This is a genomic window from Neisseria sp. Dent CA1/247, from assembly GCF_022870825.1.
GTDB lineage: Bacteria > Pseudomonadota > Gammaproteobacteria > Burkholderiales > Neisseriaceae > Neisseria > Neisseria zoodegmatis.
Window position 1 is genome coordinate 2,454,560 of sequence record NZ_CP091522.1, and the last position, 18,131, is coordinate 2,472,690.

At 56.3% G+C, this 18,131-nt stretch carries 17 protein-coding genes and 1 pseudogene; 7 read left to right on the plus strand and 11 right to left on the minus strand.

What is annotated here, in order from left to right:
* Nucleotides 1-6 precede the first annotated feature (6 nt).
* Nucleotides 7-1,407, plus strand: coding sequence for a DEAD/DEAH box helicase (locus LVJ85_RS12000; RefSeq protein ID WP_244740016.1), 1,401 nt, complete (start codon nt 7-9; stop codon nt 1,405-1,407).
* 204 nt (nt 1,408-1,611) lie between these two features.
* Here the strand turns inward: LVJ85_RS12000 and nfsA are convergent, their stop codons facing one another.
* Nucleotides 1,612-2,343, minus strand: coding sequence for an oxygen-insensitive NADPH nitroreductase (gene nfsA / locus LVJ85_RS12005; protein WP_244740017.1), 732 nt, complete (start codon nt 2,341-2,343; stop codon nt 1,612-1,614).
* Between the two features lie 147 nt (nt 2,344-2,490).
* A complete protein-coding gene (gene wrbA / locus LVJ85_RS12010; protein WP_244740018.1) occupies nt 2,491-3,099 on the minus strand; it encodes an NAD(P)H:quinone oxidoreductase in 609 nt (202 codons plus the stop codon).
* Between the two features lie 47 nt (nt 3,100-3,146).
* Here wrbA and LVJ85_RS12015 point away from each other — a divergent pair, with 47 nt between their 5' ends.
* Complete coding sequence (locus tag LVJ85_RS12015; RefSeq protein WP_244740020.1) at nt 3,147-4,367, plus strand: YihY family inner membrane protein; 1,221 nt, start codon at nt 3,147-3,149, stop codon at nt 4,365-4,367.
* A 65-nt stretch (nt 4,368-4,432) separates the two neighbouring features.
* Here LVJ85_RS12015 and LVJ85_RS12020 read toward each other — a convergent pair whose 3' ends face one another.
* Nucleotides 4,433-4,594, minus strand: a complete 162-nt coding sequence (locus LVJ85_RS12020) for a lipoprotein signal peptidase (protein ID WP_244743217.1) — start codon at nt 4,592-4,594, stop codon at nt 4,433-4,435.
* Between the two features lie 108 nt (nt 4,595-4,702).
* Between LVJ85_RS12020 and LVJ85_RS12025 the strand changes: the two genes are divergently transcribed.
* Nucleotides 4,703-6,043, plus strand: a complete 1,341-nt coding sequence (locus LVJ85_RS12025) for an NCS2 family permease (RefSeq protein WP_244740022.1) — start codon at nt 4,703-4,705, stop codon at nt 6,041-6,043.
* 121 nt (nt 6,044-6,164) lie between these two features.
* On the opposite strand, the gene LVJ85_RS12030 is transcribed toward LVJ85_RS12025, so the two are convergent.
* The 5 genes and pseudogenes from LVJ85_RS12030 to LVJ85_RS12050 all read right to left on the minus strand — a co-directional run bounded on the left by LVJ85_RS12030 (nt 6,165) and on the right by LVJ85_RS12050 (nt 9,220).
* Nucleotides 6,165-6,677 carry a TPM domain-containing protein gene (locus tag LVJ85_RS12030; RefSeq protein ID WP_244740023.1) on the minus strand — a complete coding sequence of 171 codons (513 nt, stop codon included), beginning with the start codon at nt 6,675-6,677 and terminating at the stop codon, nt 6,165-6,167.
* Nucleotides 6,677-7,567 carry a YgcG family protein gene (locus LVJ85_RS12035; RefSeq protein ID WP_244740025.1) on the minus strand — a complete coding sequence of 297 codons (891 nt, stop codon included), beginning with the start codon at nt 7,565-7,567 and terminating at the stop codon, nt 6,677-6,679. Before LVJ85_RS12035 ends, LVJ85_RS12030 begins: the two co-directional genes overlap by 1 nt.
* A 246-nt stretch (nt 7,568-7,813) precedes the next feature.
* Nucleotides 7,814-8,137, minus strand: coding sequence for a YnfA family protein (locus LVJ85_RS12040; protein ID WP_244740026.1), 324 nt, complete (start codon nt 8,135-8,137; stop codon nt 7,814-7,816).
* 91 nt (nt 8,138-8,228) lie between these two features.
* Nucleotides 8,229-8,819 (minus strand): LemA family protein, encoded by a 591-nt coding sequence (locus LVJ85_RS12045; RefSeq protein ID WP_085357673.1) that lies wholly within the window; start codon nt 8,817-8,819, stop codon nt 8,229-8,231.
* 240 nt (nt 8,820-9,059) lie between these two features.
* Nucleotides 9,060-9,220, minus strand: a pseudogene (locus tag LVJ85_RS12050) (lipoprotein signal peptidase).
* 111 nt (nt 9,221-9,331) lie between these two features.
* Here LVJ85_RS12050 and rfbD point away from each other — a divergent pair.
* The gene (gene rfbD / locus LVJ85_RS12055; RefSeq protein ID WP_244740028.1) at nt 9,332-10,195 is read left to right on the plus strand and encodes a dTDP-4-dehydrorhamnose reductase; all 864 of its coding nucleotides are present in this window, start codon (nt 9,332-9,334) and stop codon (nt 10,193-10,195) included.
* Nucleotides 10,196-10,340: 145 nt separating this feature from the next.
* Here rfbD and mtgA read toward each other — a convergent pair whose 3' ends face one another.
* Both mtgA and aroE read right to left on the minus strand, forming a co-directional pair.
* A complete protein-coding gene (mtgA, locus tag LVJ85_RS12060) occupies nt 10,341-11,027 on the minus strand; it encodes a monofunctional biosynthetic peptidoglycan transglycosylase (protein ID WP_244740030.1) in 687 nt (228 codons plus the stop codon).
* A gap of 1 nt (nt 11,028) precedes the next feature.
* Entirely contained in the window at nt 11,029-11,844 is an 816-nt protein-coding gene (gene aroE / locus LVJ85_RS12065) for a shikimate dehydrogenase (RefSeq protein ID WP_244740031.1), read from the minus strand.
* A gap of 194 nt (nt 11,845-12,038) precedes the next feature.
* Here aroE and LVJ85_RS12070 point away from each other — a divergent pair, with 194 nt between their 5' ends.
* Both LVJ85_RS12070 and glnA read left to right on the plus strand, forming a co-directional pair.
* Nucleotides 12,039-12,620: a GNAT family N-acetyltransferase gene (locus LVJ85_RS12070; protein WP_244740032.1), complete on the plus strand. Its 582-nt coding sequence runs from the start codon at nt 12,039-12,041 to the stop codon at nt 12,618-12,620.
* Nucleotides 12,621-12,731: 111 nt separating this feature from the next.
* Complete coding sequence (gene glnA / locus LVJ85_RS12075) at nt 12,732-14,150, plus strand: type I glutamate--ammonia ligase (protein WP_244740034.1); 1,419 nt, start codon at nt 12,732-12,734, stop codon at nt 14,148-14,150.
* Nucleotides 14,151-14,370: 220 nt separating this feature from the next.
* Here glnA and LVJ85_RS12080 read toward each other — a convergent pair whose 3' ends face one another.
* On the minus strand, nt 14,371-16,023 hold the full coding sequence (locus LVJ85_RS12080; protein WP_244740036.1) for a glycosyltransferase family 39 protein: 1,653 nt from the start codon (nt 16,021-16,023) through the stop codon (nt 14,371-14,373).
* A 241-nt stretch (nt 16,024-16,264) separates the two neighbouring features.
* On the opposite strand from LVJ85_RS12080, the gene LVJ85_RS12085 reads away from it, so the two are divergent.
* Nucleotides 16,265-18,043: an extracellular solute-binding protein gene (locus tag LVJ85_RS12085; RefSeq protein ID WP_244743219.1), complete on the plus strand. Its 1,779-nt coding sequence runs from the start codon at nt 16,265-16,267 to the stop codon at nt 18,041-18,043.
* The last annotated feature ends 88 nt before the right edge of the window (nt 18,044-18,131 follow it).

Below are 18,131 nucleotides of genomic sequence, written 5' to 3' on the forward strand. Positions count from 1 at the left end.
AAAACCATGAACCCGACTTTCTCATCACTCGGCTTAGGCAGCGAAATCGTTTCCGCCCTGACCGAACAGGGCTACGAAACGCCCACCCCCATCCAAGCCGCCGCCATTCCCAAAGCCTTGGCCGGCCACGACCTTCTTGCCGCCGCCCAAACCGGCACAGGCAAAACCGCCGCCTTCATGCTGCCCAGCCTCGAGCGGCTGAAACGCTACGCCACCCCCAGCACTTCCCCCGCCATGCACCCCGTGCGCATGCTGGTGCTGACCCCCACCCGTGAATTGGCCGACCAAATCGACCAAAACGTGCGCGGCTATATCAAAAACCTGCCGCTGCGCCACACCGTACTCTTCGGCGGTGTGAACATGGACGCGCAAACCAACGACCTGCGTGCCGGCTGCGAAATCGTCGTCGCCACCGTAGGCCGCCTGCTCGACCATGTGAAACAGAAAAATATCAACTTCAGCAAAGTCGAAATCGTCGTGCTCGACGAAGCCGACCGTATGCTCGACATGGGCTTTATCGACGACATCCGCAAAATCATGCAGATGCTGCCCAAGCAGCGCCAAACCCTGCTGTTTTCCGCCACCTTCTCCCCGCCCATCCGCAAGCTGGCGCAAGACTTCATGAACAGCCCCGAGCAGGTGGAAGTGGCCGCCCAAAACGCCACCAACGCCAACGTCGAGCAGCACGTTATCGCCGTCGACACCATGCACAAACGCAACCTGCTCGAGCGCCTGATTGTCGACCTGAGCATGAACCAAGTCATCGTGTTCTGCAAAACCAAACAAAGCGTCGATCAAGTAACCCGCGACCTGCAACGCCGCAACATTGCCGCCCAAGCCATCCACGGCGACAAATCGCAGCAAACCCGCCTCGAAACCCTCAACGCCTTTAAAGAAGGCTCGTTGCGCGTACTCGTCGCCACCGACGTAGCCGCCCGCGGCCTCGACATTGCCGAGTTGCCGTTCGTGATCAACTACGAACTGCCGACCCAGCCCGAAGACTACGTCCACCGCATCGGCCGTACCGGACGTGCCGGCGCCGACGGCGTCGCCATCTCGCTGATGGATGAGCAAGAACAGAAAATGTTTGAAGCCATTAAAGAGCTGACCGGCAACAACATCGAAATCGAACGCATCGAAGGCTTCGAGCCAAGCTGGTGGGGCAACGACGCCCAAGCCGCCGCACAGCCCGCCGCTTCAGGCCGCCCGCCGCGCGAACGTGCCGAGCGCAGCGAACGCGGCGAACGCGCCCCGCGCGAATCCCGCCAGCGCGAAGGCCGCAGCGAACGCCAGTCCGACCGCCACAACGACCCCGGCGCCGCCTGCGGCAAAATCGCCGGGCGCAACCGCCGCAGCCGCCGCGAACGCCCGCAATGTGCGTTGTTGCAGCCGAACTACGGTGCCTGATTCAAAGCACTAAACCAAGAGGCCGTCTGAAACTTTTTTCAGACGGCCTCTTGGTTTATTGCTGATTGCGTTTCAAGATTGATATCAAGATTCGCGCAGCTTACTGATAAAAAAACCGGCGGGATACGCCCCACCGGGTTTTAGCGAAGCTCACAAGCTCGCTTTGGCGAAGCTCATAAATTCGCTTTCAGACGGCCTCAAACCTTAACGCTTCGCCAAGCCTTTGCGTTGCAGGAACGGCAAAATGTCGGGGCGCACTTCTTTGCACAAAGTAGCGCGGACTTGTTTGGTGAAGTCCAAATCCAGATTGCTGCGGCGTTGGTAGTAATCGCCCACCACTTTGTCGTATTCGGCGTAAGTGTCGCCGTCCAGCGGCGTGTAGCCGTTTTCCGATACCACACAGGGCAGCGGCATACGCGGGCGCATAATCGGGTCTTGTGCTGGATGGCCCAAGCACATGCCGAAGAGCGGCACAACATTATCGGGCAGGTTCAAAATGCGGTCGGTGGCGTTGATGTCGTCGCGCAGGCAGCCGATATATACGCCGCCCAAGCCCAGCGATTCGGCGGTTAACAGCACGTTTTGCGCCATAATGCCCGCATCAATCGCGCCCATCAGCGTCATTTCCGTCCAATCGGTTTGCGCGTCGCCGGCGATTTTTTTGTGTTTGGCAAAGTCGATGCAGAACACCAAAAACTCGGCGCAGGTTTCAATATAGTGCTGGTTGGCACCGACCGCACGCAGCTGTTTGCGCAACTCGGGGTCGGTAACGCGCACGATGTGTACGGGCTGCATAAAGCTCGAAGTGGAAGCGGCCTGACCCGCTTTGAGCACGGCCTCCAGCATTTCGGGGGCGATGGGTTCGCCGGTGAATTTACGGATGGAACGGTGGCTCAATGCGGTTTCCAACGCGGGTTTGCTCGGTAAAACAGACATGTTTTTCTCCTGTTGTTTCTCAAAATAGGGATGCGGGTCGCGCCGATGGCTTTGGCGGAACCCGTGAAGCGGGTTTTAGCGAAGCTCACAAGCTCGTTTCAGACGGCCTCAATGTTCAGACGGCCTCAATGTTCAGACGGCCTCGATTTACGCTTGCGCCAGTTTAACCGCCAATTCGGCCAACCGTTTGCCTTGTGTGAAAGCAATCTGCTGCTCGTCGCGGCTCAAGGCGGGTTTGCCGTCTTGTCCGGCCACATGCGATGCGCCGTAGGGCGTGCCGCCGGTTTGGGTGCTGCCGAGTGCGGTTTCGCTGTACGGCACGCCGCTGATAACCATGCCGTGATGCAGAAGCGGCAGCATCATGGTGAGCAGGGTCGATTCTTGCCCGCCGTGCATGCTTGAGGTGCTGGTGAACACGGTGGCGGGTTTGCCGATCAATTCGCCGCCCAGCCATTGCGGAACGGTGCCGTCGAGAAAATATTTCACGGCGGCGGCCATATTGCCGAAACGGGTGGGGCTGCCCAAGGCCAAGCCGGCGCAGTTTTTCAAATCTTCGGCGCTCACATACGGCGCGCCGCTGTCGGGCACGTCTTTTTCCACCGCTTCGCACACGGTGGAAACTTTAGGCACGGTGCGCAATACGGCTTCGCAACCGGGCACGCTCTCGACGCCGCGCACGATTTGGCGGGCGAGGTTTTGGGTGCCGCCGTGCTGCGAATAATACAAAACCAGTATTTTTAAGGGATTTGGGTTCATAGATGCTTTCCGTTACAATGCGGTTTCATCAAAAATGAGAGAAGAGTATGCTTAATTTGCCGTGGTTGCAAGCCGTGCGTGAATCGCGTTTGGGCGGTTTTGCCCTGTTTGTGCTGAAACGCTTCAACGAAATACGCGTGCCGCAGGTGTCTGCAAGCCTCACGTTTACGACGCTGCTGGCGCTGGTGCCGGTGCTGACCGTTACTTTGGCCGTGGTTTCGGCCTTTCCGATGTTCGACAGCCTTTCGGCTTCTTTTGTGAACTTCGTCAATCAAACCGTGGTGCCGCAAGGTGTGGACACGGTGTTTGAGTACATGAACGAATTTAAGCAAAAGGCGAGCCAGCTCACGGTGATCGGTGTGATTATGCTGGGCGTAACGTCGCTGATGCTGATTCAAACCATCGACCAAACCTTCAACCGCATCTGGCGCGTAAACACGCAAAGGCCGCTGGTGATGCAGTTTTTGGTGTATTGGGCTTTGCTGACGCTGGGGCCTTTGGCTTTGGGTATCGGCGGTTCGTTGTGGTCGGCGATGCTGCAATACAATCTGTTTAAATCGGATTTTTCTTTCCTTTCCGGCGTGGTGCGCGTTACGGCTTCGGTGCTGTTCAGCATGTTTTTGCTGTGGCTGCTTTACCGCCTCGTGCCCAACCGCTTCGTACCCGCCCGCCATGCCTTAATCGGCGCGGCCATCACGGCGGTGCTGCTCGAAGCCGCCCGCTACGGCTTTGCGTGGTACATCAGCACGTTTAACGGCTATACCTTGATTTACGGCGCATTTGCCGCGATTCCTTTCTTCCTGCTGTGGCTGAATCTTTTGTGGATGCTGGTGTTGTCCGGCGCGGTGCTGACGGCATCTTTATCCTACTGGCACGGCGAGGCGTTCCGCCGCGGCGTGGATGCGCGCGGCCGTTTCGACGACGTGCTGAAAATCCTGCTGCTGCTCAACGAGGCTCAAAAAGAAGGCGGTGCTTTGAAGGTGCAGGATATCCGCCCGTCTATCAATATGGGTTACGACGAATTGGGCGAGCTGCTCGAAAAGCTGGCGCGCCACGGCTATGTTTATCAAGGCAAGCAGGGATGGGTGCTGAAAACCAAAGCCGAAGCCATCGAATTGAAAGATTTGTTCAAGCTGTTTGTGTACCGCCCCACTGCGCTCAACAAAGACCATGTTAACGTGGCAGTGGCCGACTTGATGGAACCCTGCTTGGAAACGCTGGATATTACGCTGGCCGAGTTTGATGCCACGGCACACAGCGAAGCCTAACTGCAAGCTGTGTATCTACATATATGATATGGGCTTTTCCCTAACATCAGGCCGTCTGAAAATTTTCAGACGGCCTGAAACCTTTGCAAAACCCTCAGATGTGGATGCAGTTCAAGGCGTAGCAGCGCAGCGGGTGCAGACATATCACACAGATAGGCAAACGAGCGGGCAGCGCACAACGCAGAAATGCGCCGCAGATGGGAGTTTTGCAAAGGTCTCGGCCTGATGTTTTTGAGGCACTATCGTCAACAATTTGCACGCAAAGTTTGTTCAAGCCCTCGGCGAATCGGCTATAATGTGCGCTCATTTTACTTTCTTTAACTCAAAAATACATTATGAATACCTCTCAAGTCAGCTTCTTGGAGCGCGTGTTTAAATTAAGCGAACACGGTACCAATGTACGCACCGAGATCATCGCCGGTTTTACCACCTTCCTAACCATGTGCTACATCGTCATCGTCAACCCGAGCATCCTCTCGATTACGGGCATGGATTTCGGCGCGGTGTTTGTGGCTACCTGTATTTCCGCCGCCATCGGCTGCTTCATTATGGGCGCGTTGGCAAACTACCCGATTGCACTGGCGCCGGGCATGGGCTTGAACGCCTATTTCACCTTTTCGGTAGTCAAAGGTATGGGCGTGCCGTGGCAGGTTGCGCTGGCCGCCGTGTTTGTATCGGGCATCATCTTCATTTTGTTCAGCTTTCTGAAACTGCGTGAAATGCTGGTAAACGCCTTGCCGATGAGCCTGAAAATGGCGATTGCGGCGGGTATCGGCATGTTTTTGGCGCTGATTGCCCTCAAAGGCTCGGGCATTATCGTGGCCAGCGAAGCCACTTTGGTGAAAATGGGCGAACTGTATGTGATGGATAACGGCGTCAAACTGCCCAACTGGCCGGTATTGCTGGCCTTGCTGGGCTTTTTCCTGATTATCGTGCTGGATTACTTCCGCGTGCGCGGTGCCATCATCATCAGTATCTTCTCCGTTACCGTGATTTCCATCATGCTGGGGCTGACCGAGTTTCAAGGCATTGTCGATCCGATTCCCAGCATCGCCCCGACTTTCATGCAGATGGATTTCAACGGTCTGTTTAACGGCAGCCTGATTGCGGTGATTTTCGTCTTTTTCTTGGTGGACCTGTTCGACAGTACCGGCACGCTGGTAGGCGTTTCACACCGCGCCGGCCTGCTGGTGGACGGCAAACTGCCGCGCCTGAAAAAAGCCCTGTTTGCCGACTCCACCGCCATCGTAGCGGGCGCGGCGTTGGGCACTTCTTCCACCACGCCTTATATCGAAAGCGCGTCGGGCGTATCGGCGGGCGGCCGCACCGGTTTGACCGCCATTACCGTAGGCGTATTGATGCTGGCCTGCTTGTGGTTCTCGCCGCTGGCCAAAACCGTGCCTGCTTTCGCCACCGCCCCCGCCCTGCTCTACATCGGCGTACAGATGATGCGCAGCGTGATTGAAATCGAGTGGCACGACATCACCGAATCGGCTCCCGCGTTCATCACCATCGCCTTCATGCCCTTCACTTACTCGATTGCCGACGGTATCGCCATGGGCTTTATCAGCTATGCGGTGATCAAACTGCTGTGTAACCGTACCAAAGAAGTGCCGCCGATGGTATGGATTGTTGCCGTGGCTTGGGCAGCCAAATTCTGGTTCTTGGGCGCATAATATTCCGCTTAACACTTACGAATGATGCTTGTCAGCATCCAAATAAAAAGGGCAGATTATTCTGCCCTTTTTATTTTTCAGACGGCCTCACACTTCAAGGTACGCCATATATTCAATGCTGTTATCTCAACACCACATCGTCCGGCAATTCGTTGTCGCCGTCGCACTTATCGGTACGCGGCAGGTGTTCGGTCAAAATCGCGTTCACTTCGCGCAAACCGCTTTCCAAGCCCGCCACAAACGCGCCCTCACGAAACGCTTCGCGCATGGTTTGGCAAACGTGCTGCCAGTCTTGTTCGCTCACTTTGGCCGCAATGCCGCGGTCGGCAACAATCTCGACGGCGTGGTCGGCAAACGAGATATACACCAGCACGCCGCTGTTCATTTCCGTATTCCACACGCCCAATTCGCCGAACCACTGCCATGCGCGGGTGCGGGTATCCAAGCCGCGCAATACCGCCGCGCTCGGATAACGGGACTCCACCACAAAACGTATCTGCCCGCAGTGGTTTTGCTCCGACACGCCGATGTCGCGGCTGATACGCTGCAAATCGACGGTAGGCAAATGCTGCTCCACTCGGAAGCGCGGGTGCAACCAATGCTGCCATAAGCGTTTGAATTTATTTTGTTCCATTACCATCCTCCCGACGCACCGCCGCCGCCGAAGCTGCCGCCGCCACCGCTGAATCCGCCTCCGCCGCTGCTCCAACCGCCCGAGCCGCCGCCGAAACCGCCTCCACCGAAACCGCCTCCGCCCCGGCCTCCGCCACCGGAAATAAATGCGTTACTGCCCCGTACAAAAGCTATCAACACGCCGAACAGCCCCGCCAAAATACTGACTACCAATCCCCAGCCCAATATCAAACCGGCCACAAATACCAGCCCGCCTATCGCCAAGCTGCCTAAAGCCCTGCCCAGCAGCACATTACACAACACTCCGGCCAAAACAAAAACCGGGAAAATGAATGGCAACATCCAGCCGCCGTCGCCTTCCTCATCATAAGAAGAAGTCGGCTCGACTGCGGGCAAACCTTCGCCCGCAATCAGTTTTTCCACCTGCACCACCGCCGCCACGATACCTTCATCGGTTTGCCCCGTGCGTAAATACGGGCGCAATACGTCTTCCAAAATACGCTTGGCGTACACATCGGGGATTGCGCCTTCCAAACCGCGCCCCACGGCAAGATGGGTTTTGCGTTCGTCGCGCACGAGCAGCAGCAGCACGCCGTCGCTCACGTCTTTACGGCCGGGCTGCCACGCTTCCATCACGCGGGCGGCGTAGTCAAACGGCGTTTCCGGTTCGATCGTCGGCACGGTCAGCACCATAATCTGGCTGCCTTTTTCGCGGCTGTATTGCAGCAGATGCTGATTAAGCTGCTCCCGCGCTTCCGGCTTCATCATGCCCGCCGTATCGGTAACCGGCGCGATGAGCGCAGGCACGGGCGCCAGCTCGGCGGCAAACAGCCACACGCTCGCCAGCATCATCGCCAAAAACACGCCCAAGCGTTGTAGTGCAGATTGCATGGAATTCCTCTTTACGAAACAGATTTCAGATTTTCAGACGGCCTCATCTTATGCTGTATAGCAAATAAACTTATTTTTGATACAAGGCAGCAAGCCGCGGACAGTACAAGAAGTACGGAACCGATTCTGTTGCCGCTGCAGCGGCTTACAAAATCGTTCTCTTTGAGCTAAGGCGCAGCAACGCCGTAGCAGAAATAAAGTTTATTTGCTATAGGCCGTCTGAAAACACGGCAGACGCAAACCAAGCTACTGCCGCGCGCCCGCCATAATTACCGCCATACCGCACAGGCACAAAGCCACGCCGATCCAGTCGGTGATGTGCGGTTTCACGCCGTCCACCGCCCACAGCCACAGCAGCGCCATGCTGATATACACGCCGCCGTAAGCCGCATACACCCTGCCGCTGGCGGTCGGGTGCAGCGTCAGCAGCCAAGCAAACACCGCCAAACTCATCGCGGCGGGCAGCAAAAGCCACGGCGAACCGTTTTGCCGCAGCCACACATAAGGCAGGTAGCAGCCGACAATTTCCGTCAAAGCCGTAGCCACAAACAGCAACAGGGTTTTCAGCATCGTTTTCCGCCAACATCAAAACACAGGCGGCAATGACATTTCAGACGGCCCCACACTCCAACAGAGGCCGTCTGAATCATTACCCAAGCGCTTAAAACTCAACTTTCGGCGAAGTAGAAACCGCTTTTTCGTTTTCAACCGTAAATTGCGGACGCGCTTTCATACCGAAAATCATCGCCGTGATGTTTTGAGGGAACTGGCGCAAAGTCGTATTGTAGGTTTGCACCGATTTGATGTAGTTGTTGCGCGCCAAAGTGACGCGGTTTTCAGTGCCTTCCAGCTGCGCCTGCAAATCGCGGAAGTTTTGGTCGGCTTTCAGCTGCGGATAATTTTCAGACACCACCAGCAAACGCGACAACGCGCTGCTCAACTCGCCTTGCGCTTGGGCGTATTGCTTCATCTTTTCCTCATTGGTGGCATCTTCCGCCGTCATTTGGATGCTGCCGACTTTGCTGCGCGCCTCGGTCACTTCGGTCAGCACTTTTTCCTCGTGCTTGGCGTAGCCTTTCACCGTATTGACCAGATTCGGAATCAAATCGGCGCGGCGCTGATATTGGTTGAGCACCTCAGACCAAGCCGCATTGGCCGCCTCGTCTTGCGTCTGCATCGTGTTGTAGCCGCAGCCGCTCAGGGAAAACAGGGAAGTGAATACAGCCAAAACGGCCAGCCATTTTTTCAACATAAGATTACTCCGTGATTAATCGTCAACATCGCTTTCAGACGGCCTCAACCCCAAAAGAAAAGGCAAAATAACATGCCGTCTGAAACTCGCCCGACAGTATAACCAAAACCCTTTCTGCCAAACGTAAACTTAAGACAAACGGCATCAGCATTATTTCCCCGCGCTTACCGTAAAATTACAATTCATTACATTCAGCCCGTTCCGCACCGAAACACCGCCGCAAGCCCGCCCCGCCGCTTTTCACCCTTTCAGACGGCACAACAGTTGAGACCTTTGCAAAACCTCCAAATGTGGATGCAGTTCAAGGCGTAGCAGCGCAGTGAGTGCAGACATATCACACGATAGGCAAACGAGCGGGCAGCGCACAACGCAGAAATGCGCCGCAGATGAGGGTTTTGCAAAGGTCTCCAGTTGTTTATAATAATCCAGCCTTATCCTACCGCTACTGCCGGCGCACCGCACCGGCACAGCCTTCGGCCATAACAAAGAAAAACTTCAAAGGAACTGTTTACATGAGAATTCTGCTTACCGGCTCCAAAGGCCAACTCGGCCGCTGCTTCAAAGACCGCCTCCCCGAAAACTGGGAGCTGATTGCCGCCGACTCCGCCACGCTCGACATTACCGACGCCCAAGCCGTGATGAACATGGTAAAGAGCTTCCAACCCGACGCCGTGGTCAACGCCGCCGCCTACACCGCCGTTGAAAAAGCCGAAAACGAACGTGCCAAAGCTTTCGCCGTCAACGGCAGCGCCGTCCACAACCTTGCCGCTGCCGCCCGCGCCGTTAAAGCGCGCTTCCTCCACATTTCCACCGATTACGTTTTCGACGGCAAAAGCAAAACCCCCTACACCGAAACCGCCCCGCCCGACCCCACCGGCACATACGGCAAATCCAAGCTCTCCGGCGAATGCTTGGCGCTGGCCGCCAACCCCGACAGCCTGATCATCCGCACCGCATGGGTGTTCAGCGAATACGGCAGCAATTTCGTGAAAACCATCCTCAACCTTGCCGCCTCGCACAACGAAATCACCGTCGTCAACGACCAAACCGGCTGCCCCACCTACGCAGGCGATTTGGCGCAAGCCATGATTACCCTGCTCGACAAACCCGTCTTCCCCCGCGGCGTGTACCACTACTGCGGCAGCAGCCCCGTCAACCGTTTGGAATTTGCCGAACAGATTCTTCAGACGGCCTCAGCCGTCCGCCCCGGCTTTACCGCCCCCGCATTGAAAGGCAACACGGTCGATAGCTCCGAGCCGCCGTTCCGCCCCGAATACAGCGTGCTCGACTGCAACAAAATCCGCCACGAACTCAACATCAACGCACCGGATTGGCAAAAATCGCTGGCCGGCGTGATTGCCAAGCTCAATCATTAAGCCAAGCAGCCGCAGCCGCCATAACACATCAGGCCGTCTGAAAAATATTTCAGACGGCCTGACTCATTTTTTTCGAGCTTAACCCGAGTATGACGCGTGTACTTTTTCTGAAGTTGATTGGTTATAAGAGCAAGCTAATCCGCCCTCACTCCGTGTCCGGCAATTCCGCCGAACCCATGCGCCGTAAAATGATATTCGTCTTCGCACGCAAGGCTCTGTCGCGCGGGTTTTCGGCGTAATACAGCGGGCGCGGCACGCGGGCGGCCAGTTGCGCGGCCTGCTGCTTGGTTAGTTTGGCTGCCGGTTTCTTATAAAAATGCTGCGACGCGGCTTCCGCCCCGAAAATGCCGTAGCCCCATTCGATGGAGTTCAAATACAGCTCGAAAATACGGTCTTTGTCGGTGGTGGCTTCCATCATCGCCGTAATCGCCGCCTCTTCCGCCTTGCGCCAATAGCTGCGGCTCTCGTTTAAAAACAGGTTCTTAGCTAATTGCTGACTGATGGTCGAACCGCCGCCGCGGATTCGGCCGCTGCGCTGGTTGCGTTTGATGGCGTTGCGGATGCCGCTCCAGTCGAAACCGCCGTGGGCGGCAAACTTGGCGTCTTCCGAGGCAATCAGCGCTTTTTTGAGGTTGATGGAAATTTTATCGTAAGGCACCCAGCGGTAATCGAGCGTTACGTCTTTTCCCGCATCACGAAAATCGCTCATGCGCATGCTCATAAACGCGGTTTTGTGCGGCGCCACGGCACGGTAGGTAATGATGTTGCCGTACACATAGGCGTTAAACAGAATAAACGCGGCAAAAGGCAGCGCAATCAGCCATTTAATCATTTCAGACGGCCTCTTTCATATATCGGATAACGGGTTTGATGTCCGGCTCGAAACCGCGCCACAAAGCATAAGCACACGCGGCCTGCCCCACCAACATGCCCAAGCCGTCTGCCGTTTTCTTTGCACCCGAACGGCGGGCGAAATCCAGAAAAGCCTGCGCACCTTCGCCGTACACCATATCGTAAGCCAGCCCGCACGCGCCAAACACGCCCGCTTCTACATCGGGAATGCTGCCGCTCAAACCGCCCGACGTACCGTTGATAACGATATCGAAGTGATGATGCGGCAAAGCATCCAACGAGGCCGTCTGAATACCGAAACGCGCCGCCAACTCTTCCGCTTTGGCCGGTGTGCGGTTGGCAACGGTAACGGCGGCGGGCTGTTGTGCCAGCAACACGGGAATCACGCCGCGCACGGCACCGCCTGCGCCCAAAATCAGAATCCGTTTGCCCGCAATCTCCACGCCCTGCGCCTGAAGAATATCGTTCACCAAGCCTGCGCCGTCGGTATTGTCGCCGCGGAAACGCCCGCCGCCCAGCGGAATAATCGTATTCACCGCCCCCGCCGCCTGCGCCCGCTCGGAATGCTCGTCCACCCAATCATAGGCATCGGTTTTGAACGGCACGGTCACATTCGCGCCCTGCCCGCCTTCGGCAAAAAAACGCGCCGCCGCCTCGGCAAACGCGCCCGGCTCGGCCAAAATGCGTTCGTATTCAATCTGCACGCCTTCCTGCGCGGCAAACTGCCGGTGGATTTGCGGTGATTTGCTGTGTGCAATCGGGTTGCCGAACACGGCATAACGGGGCTTGGTCATCATCTTTATATTTATAGAACGCTGTTTTGAAATCTGAAATGGTGGCTATTATAGCTTAAAAAATAGTGGTTACTGCATCAGCTCCGGTTAACCACATCCGCAACGCAAATCTACATGACTGTTGAAGATTGTTAACAATTTGCCTTAAAATACCTGCCTAACCGGAACCGCTTGAAACCGTAGCACGGGAAAATAAAATGCCGCTTAGCCAAGAGATTCAAGTATCAAACGATATTGTTTTAAAACCGCATCAAACAGCTTATGCCGAAGATTTGTTTAAGGTTATAGACCGATACCGCAACGATTTATCGCCCTTTCTGCACTGGGTGCGTTTTAACCGGACACCCGAAGATGCACAACAGTTTGCATTGGAATGTGAAAACCACCGCCGGCAGAAACGCGCGGCAGTATGGGTAATTGAGGTCGATGGGGCGGCGGCAGGCACAGTCGGCTTCCATCCCGATATTGATTGGCATAATAAAACCGCCGTATTGGGTTACTGGCTCAGTCCCGCGCATCAAGGCCGAGGGATTGCCTGCCGAAGCGTGGCGGCCTTGATGGATGCTTTTTCCCATTTGCTTGATACCTTCGTTTTAAAAATCGCCTCACACAACAAAGCCAGCACCGCCTTGGCCGAACGCTTGGGCTTTATATGGCTGCGGCGCGATACCGAGGCCGAACTGATAGGAAACATGCGGTACGACCAAAACATTTACCACAAAACCCTTGGCCGGCCACCGCATCACACCGCCGCCGCAAACACCAATCAGGCCGTCTGAAAACCGCTGTAATTTATTTTAGCCGCCCGCCGCCTTTTTCAGGCCGCTTATGGCACAATAGACCCGAATTTCCATCTGTTCATCTTCCCCATTTCCCAGCAGGAGCTTTTTATGTCTGTCAAAGATGTTGTCAAACTGATTGAAGAAAACGAAATACGTTTCGTTGATTTGCGCTTTACCGATACCAAAGGCAAACAACACCACTCCACCATTCCCTCGCATGTCGTTTTGGACGACCCCGAAGAATGGTTTGAAAACGGCCAAGCCTTCGACGGATCGTCTATCGGCGGCTGGAAAGGCATTCAGGCTTCCGACATGCAGCTGCGCCCCGACGCTTCCACCGCCTACATCGACCCCTTCTACGACGACGCCACCCTCGTTCTGACCTGCGACGTTATCGACCCCGCCAACGGCCAAGGCTACGACCGCGACCCGCGCTCCATCGCCCGCCGCGCCGAAGCCTACCTGAAATCTTCCGGCATCGGCGACACCGCGTTTTTCGGCCCCGAGCCTGAATTTTTCGTGTTCGACGGCATTGCATTCGAAACCCACATGCACAAAGCACGTTTTGAAATCACCTCCGAAAGCGGCGCGTGGAGCAGCGGCAAGCATCTCGACGGCCAAAACACCGGCCACCGCCCGTTTGTCAAAGGCGGCTATGCACCCTTAGCACCTGTGGATGCCGGCCAAGACCTTCGTTCCGCCATGGTAAACGTACTCGAAGAAATCGGCATTCCCGTTGAAGTGCATCACAGCGAAGTCGGCACCGGCACGCAAATGGAAATCGGCACCAAATTCAACACCCTGCTGAAACGCGCCGACTGGACGCAAGACATGAAATACGTGATTCTCAACGTTGCCCACAATTTCGGCAAAACCGCCACGTTTATGCCCAAACCCCTGATGGGCGACAACGGCAGCGGCATGCACGTCCACCAATCGATTTGGAAAGACGGCCAAAACCTGTTTGCGGGCGACGGCTATGCCGGCTTGTCCGACACCGCCCTGTATTACATCGGCGGCATCATCAAACACGCCAAAGCCCTGAATGCGATTACCAACCCTTCCACCAACTCGTACAAGCGTTTGGTGCCGCACTTCGAAGCGCCGACCAAGCTGGCTTACTCGGCCAAAAACCGTTCGGCCTCCATCCGCATTCCGTCGGTAAACAGCAGCAAAGCCCGCCGCATCGAAGCCCGCTTCCCCGACCCGACCGCCAATCCCTACTTGTGCTTCGCCGCCTTGCTGATGGCAGGTTTGGACGGTATTCAAAACAAAATTCATCCGGGCGACCCTGCCGATAAAAACCTCTACGACCTGCCGCCCGAAGAAGACGCATTGGTGCCGACCGTCTGCGCTTCGCTCGAAGAGGCTTTGGACGCGCTGAAAGCCGACCACGAATTCCTGTTGCGCGGCGGCGTATTCAGCAAAGACTGGATCGACAGCTACATCGCGTTCAAATCGGAAGACGTCAAACGCATCCGCATGGCGCCGCATCCGCTGGAATTTGAAATGTATTATTCGCTGTAATGCCCTGCTGCATGGCGATTCAAAACACCCTGAGCCTCAATGGTTCGGGGTGTTTTTTGTTGGAGCAACAAGCGGATAAACCATGCTTTATGCACAGGCAATTTCACTTGAGGCCGTCTGAAACCGAATCTACGGGCATGAAAAACAATTGAGGCCGTCTGAAAAACTGATTTAAGTGTTTTTCAGACGGCCTCAACGTTCAACAACTCCGCCTTAATTGCTATTCTGCTTTTTGGAGCAACGCAAAACCTTCGTGCTTATTACGCGGTCGCGCACCTTCCCAAATTAAGCTCCAACCGGCAGGTGCGGCGCTGCCTTTGGGCTGCTGTACCAAGCGGAAGCGGCAGTTTGAATTATCGGTTTGCAGCGGCAGCTTGCCGTATTGGCGCCACACGATACGGGCAGTTTCGGCGCTACCGTCCACGCCGATACATTGGCTGCCGTCGGCCACCGACTGCGCCAAACCCGCAGGCAGCACGGCTTCCATCTGGCGTACCACCGGCGCATGGCTTTTGGCGGCGTCAAACCACGGCAGAAACAGCGTCATCATCAGCGCCCACACCAGCGTTACTCCCGCCGCCCAGTTGGTTACGGCTTGGCGGCCGCGGATATGGCGGCGGGTAATCGCCCACAGCCACACGGGCGTAAACAAAATAGCCACCACCATCGGCATGATGTCGATATCCGGCGTGTAATACGGGCTGAAATATTGCGAACGCTCGGCCAGTTTTGCCGGCCAGCCGTAGTTCATGGCAAAAAAGCCTATCCACAAAAACACGGCAAACAGGCCGAACGCCATGATGCCGAACCAGTTGATAAACGCCACCGCGCCGCGCCGCAAACTGTCCAACCGCGCCGCGCCGAGCAGAGCCAGCGGCGGCAACAGCCAAATCAGATGGTTGGCATTGCGGTGCGGATTGAGGGTCAGCAGCACCAGCATCACCGCCAGCCACGCCGAAGCAAGCACGCCCCACTTTTCCGAAGCCAGCTTGGTGCGCGTTGCCGTCCACACCGCCAAAGGCCACGCCGGAAAGGCAAACCACAGCAGGTTCTTCAGAAAATACGGCAACGAAAAGGCCGTCTGAAAATGCCCGATTCCGCCAAACGCCCCAAACAGATATTGGCTTGTCCACAACTGAAACACAGCGGCCTCGGTTTTCAACAAGGCAAACGGATACACCAGCATCAGCGGTAAACCGAAACAAAACGCACCGACCAGCGTGAGGTAATAACGCTTAAACCGCCACAACGGGCTAACCGGCAGAGCCAGTGCCAACAGCATCAAGGACGCAGGCAGCAGCAAACCGGCCGAAGTAAACAGCAACGCCCAACCGCCGCCGAGCAGCAGCGACGCCATAATCACGCGCGTCTGCACCAACGCAAAGCCGTACAAACACATACTGAGCGCGGCAAACACCACCGAATAGCCGCCGAGAAAATGCGCCATCGTTACCAAACCGGCGCAGCCGATCAAAATCAACGCCACGCTGCGCCCCTGATGGCGGCCTAAAAAGCGGAACCCCGCCTTGCCGCAGCACACCAGCCCGACTACGGTAAACAGCACGCTGGCGAAGCGCGAAGCGGAATAAGCATCGGCCACATGCGGCGAGAGCAGTTTTTGAAACCATGCCGACACCCAAATATACACGGGCGAAATCTCGAAATAAGGTTTGCCCAGCACCTCGGGCAGCCAAGTTTTGCCGCCGTCGGCAAACGCTTCGACAGCAGTAAACACCGCCGGCTCGGCAGGGTTCCACAAATCACGCGAAAAAATGCCCGGCCACAGCCACGCAAAAGCCAACAGCAGCAACAGCCACGGTTTTTCACGGGAAGCCGCAGACGGGCGGGATTCGGGCGGAGTATAAGTCAGCATGGAGAAACGGCCGGAAAACAAATTGCACTAAGTGTAACAAATTACAGCCCGCGCTTGTAAAACGAATGCAGGCCGCACCTATCCGCCGAATCATACAAACGCCCGCCCTGCCGCTTCCCCGTTCCGTCATACGAATCAAAGGTTGAGGCCGTCTGAAAATACCCTGCTCGGTTTTTCAGACGGCCTCAACCCCATTATTTCCTATACAATAACGCCCACCCAATCCCACACCTATCCGACCATGAAAACCCTCTCCGCCCTCCTGCTGCTGTTGCCCGCCGCCTACGTTTCCGCCGCACACGGTTTGGCTTTGGGGCAACCCGTGCTGCACCCCGCCGGTTTCCAATCGTTTCACTACGTCAACCCCAACGCACCCAAAGGCGGCACGCTCACGCTGCCTCTGCCGGGCGGCTTCGACACGCTCAACCCGTTTACGCTCAAAGGCGACCACGAATCCGGCATCGCCACGCTCACGCTCGACACCCTGCTGGAAAAAGGCATGGACGAACCCTTCGCCATGTACGGACTGCTGGCGGAAGACGTATCGCTCGCTTCAGACGGCCTCTCCGTTACCTTCAAACTCCACCCCAAAGCCCGCTTCCACAACGGCGACCCCGTACTGGCCAAAGATGTGGCCGCGTCGTTTCACACATTGGTCAAAGACCCCGCCGCCGCACCGCTGTATAAATTCTACTGGGCAGATGTCGCGCGCGTAGAAACGCCTGAAGCCCGCACCGCAGTGTTCCGCTTCAAAAAGCGCAACGCCGAACTGCATCTGATTTTAGGCCAGCTGCCCGTGTTTTCGCACAAAAGCTATCCCAAAGGATTGGCCGCCGCCCCCAACACCCCGCCCATCGGCTCCGGCCCCTACCGCATCGGCAAAACCGAAAACGGCCGCTTAAGCGAATTTGTGCGCGACAAAAACTACTGGGCGCAAAACCTGCCCACGCGCAAAGGCATGTACAACTTCGATACCGTGCGCTTCAAATACTACAAAGACGAAAGCGTGCGGCTCGAAGGCATCAAAGGCGGCCAATACGACTTCATGCAGGAAAACATCGCCCGCAACTGGGCACGCGGCTATTCCGATGCCGTCTTAAACAAACGCAACCTGAACAAGCACGAGTGGAAGCAGAACAACACCGCCGGCATGCAGGGTTTCGTGATGAATCAGCGCCGCAAACCTTTCGACAACATCCTCGTGCGGCGCGCGCTGATAGAAAGTTTCGACTTTGAAAGCGTTAACGCACGCATGTTTTACGGCGCATACCGCCGCAGCAACAGCTTCTTTACCAACGGCGAAACCGCCGCCCGCGGCAAACCCGAAGGCACAGAACTCGCCCTGCTGGAAAAAGTGCGCCCGCACCTGCCCGCCGCAGTATTCGACCAAAACGTGCCCCAACCTCCGGTTACCGACCCCGTATTAGGCGTGCGCCCCAACCTGCTCAAAGCCCGCGCACTGTTGGAAAAAGCAGGCTACCGCTACCATCAAGGCGTATTGAAAGACGCTCAAGGCAAGCCGCTGGTAATCGAATTTCTCTCCCCCGGCAAAACCTACGAACGCATTACCGCCAAATGGCAGCGCTACTTGGCCAAAATCGGCATCCGCATGAACGTGCGCTTGGCCGACCCGTCTGTATTTCAAAAGCGCGTGAACGATTTTGATTTCGACATGACCATCGTGGTTTACGCCAACAGCGAAAGCCCCGGCAACGAACAAGCCAACTATTTCAGCTGCGCCGCCGCCCAAACCAAAGGCAGCCACAACTGGGCAGGCGTCTGCCATCCCGCCGTAGAGGCCTTATTAAAACATTTCGAACACTTCGAAAGCCGCGCCGAACTCGTGGCCGCCTCCCGCGCACTCGACCGCGTGATGCGCCACCAATACATCATCGTGCCCAATTGGTACACCGACCGCCACCGCGTGGTTTACCGCAGCCGTTTCAAAGTTCCCGAACGGCATCCCAAATACTATCAAGCCACCGAATGGGCATTGGCTGCCGGTTGGATAGAGCGTTGACACGAAAGCAGGCCGTCTGAAAAGCCAGAACAGTTTTCAGACGGCCTGAAATTCTTGCACCATTCAGGTAAAAGCCCGAATAAGTTTG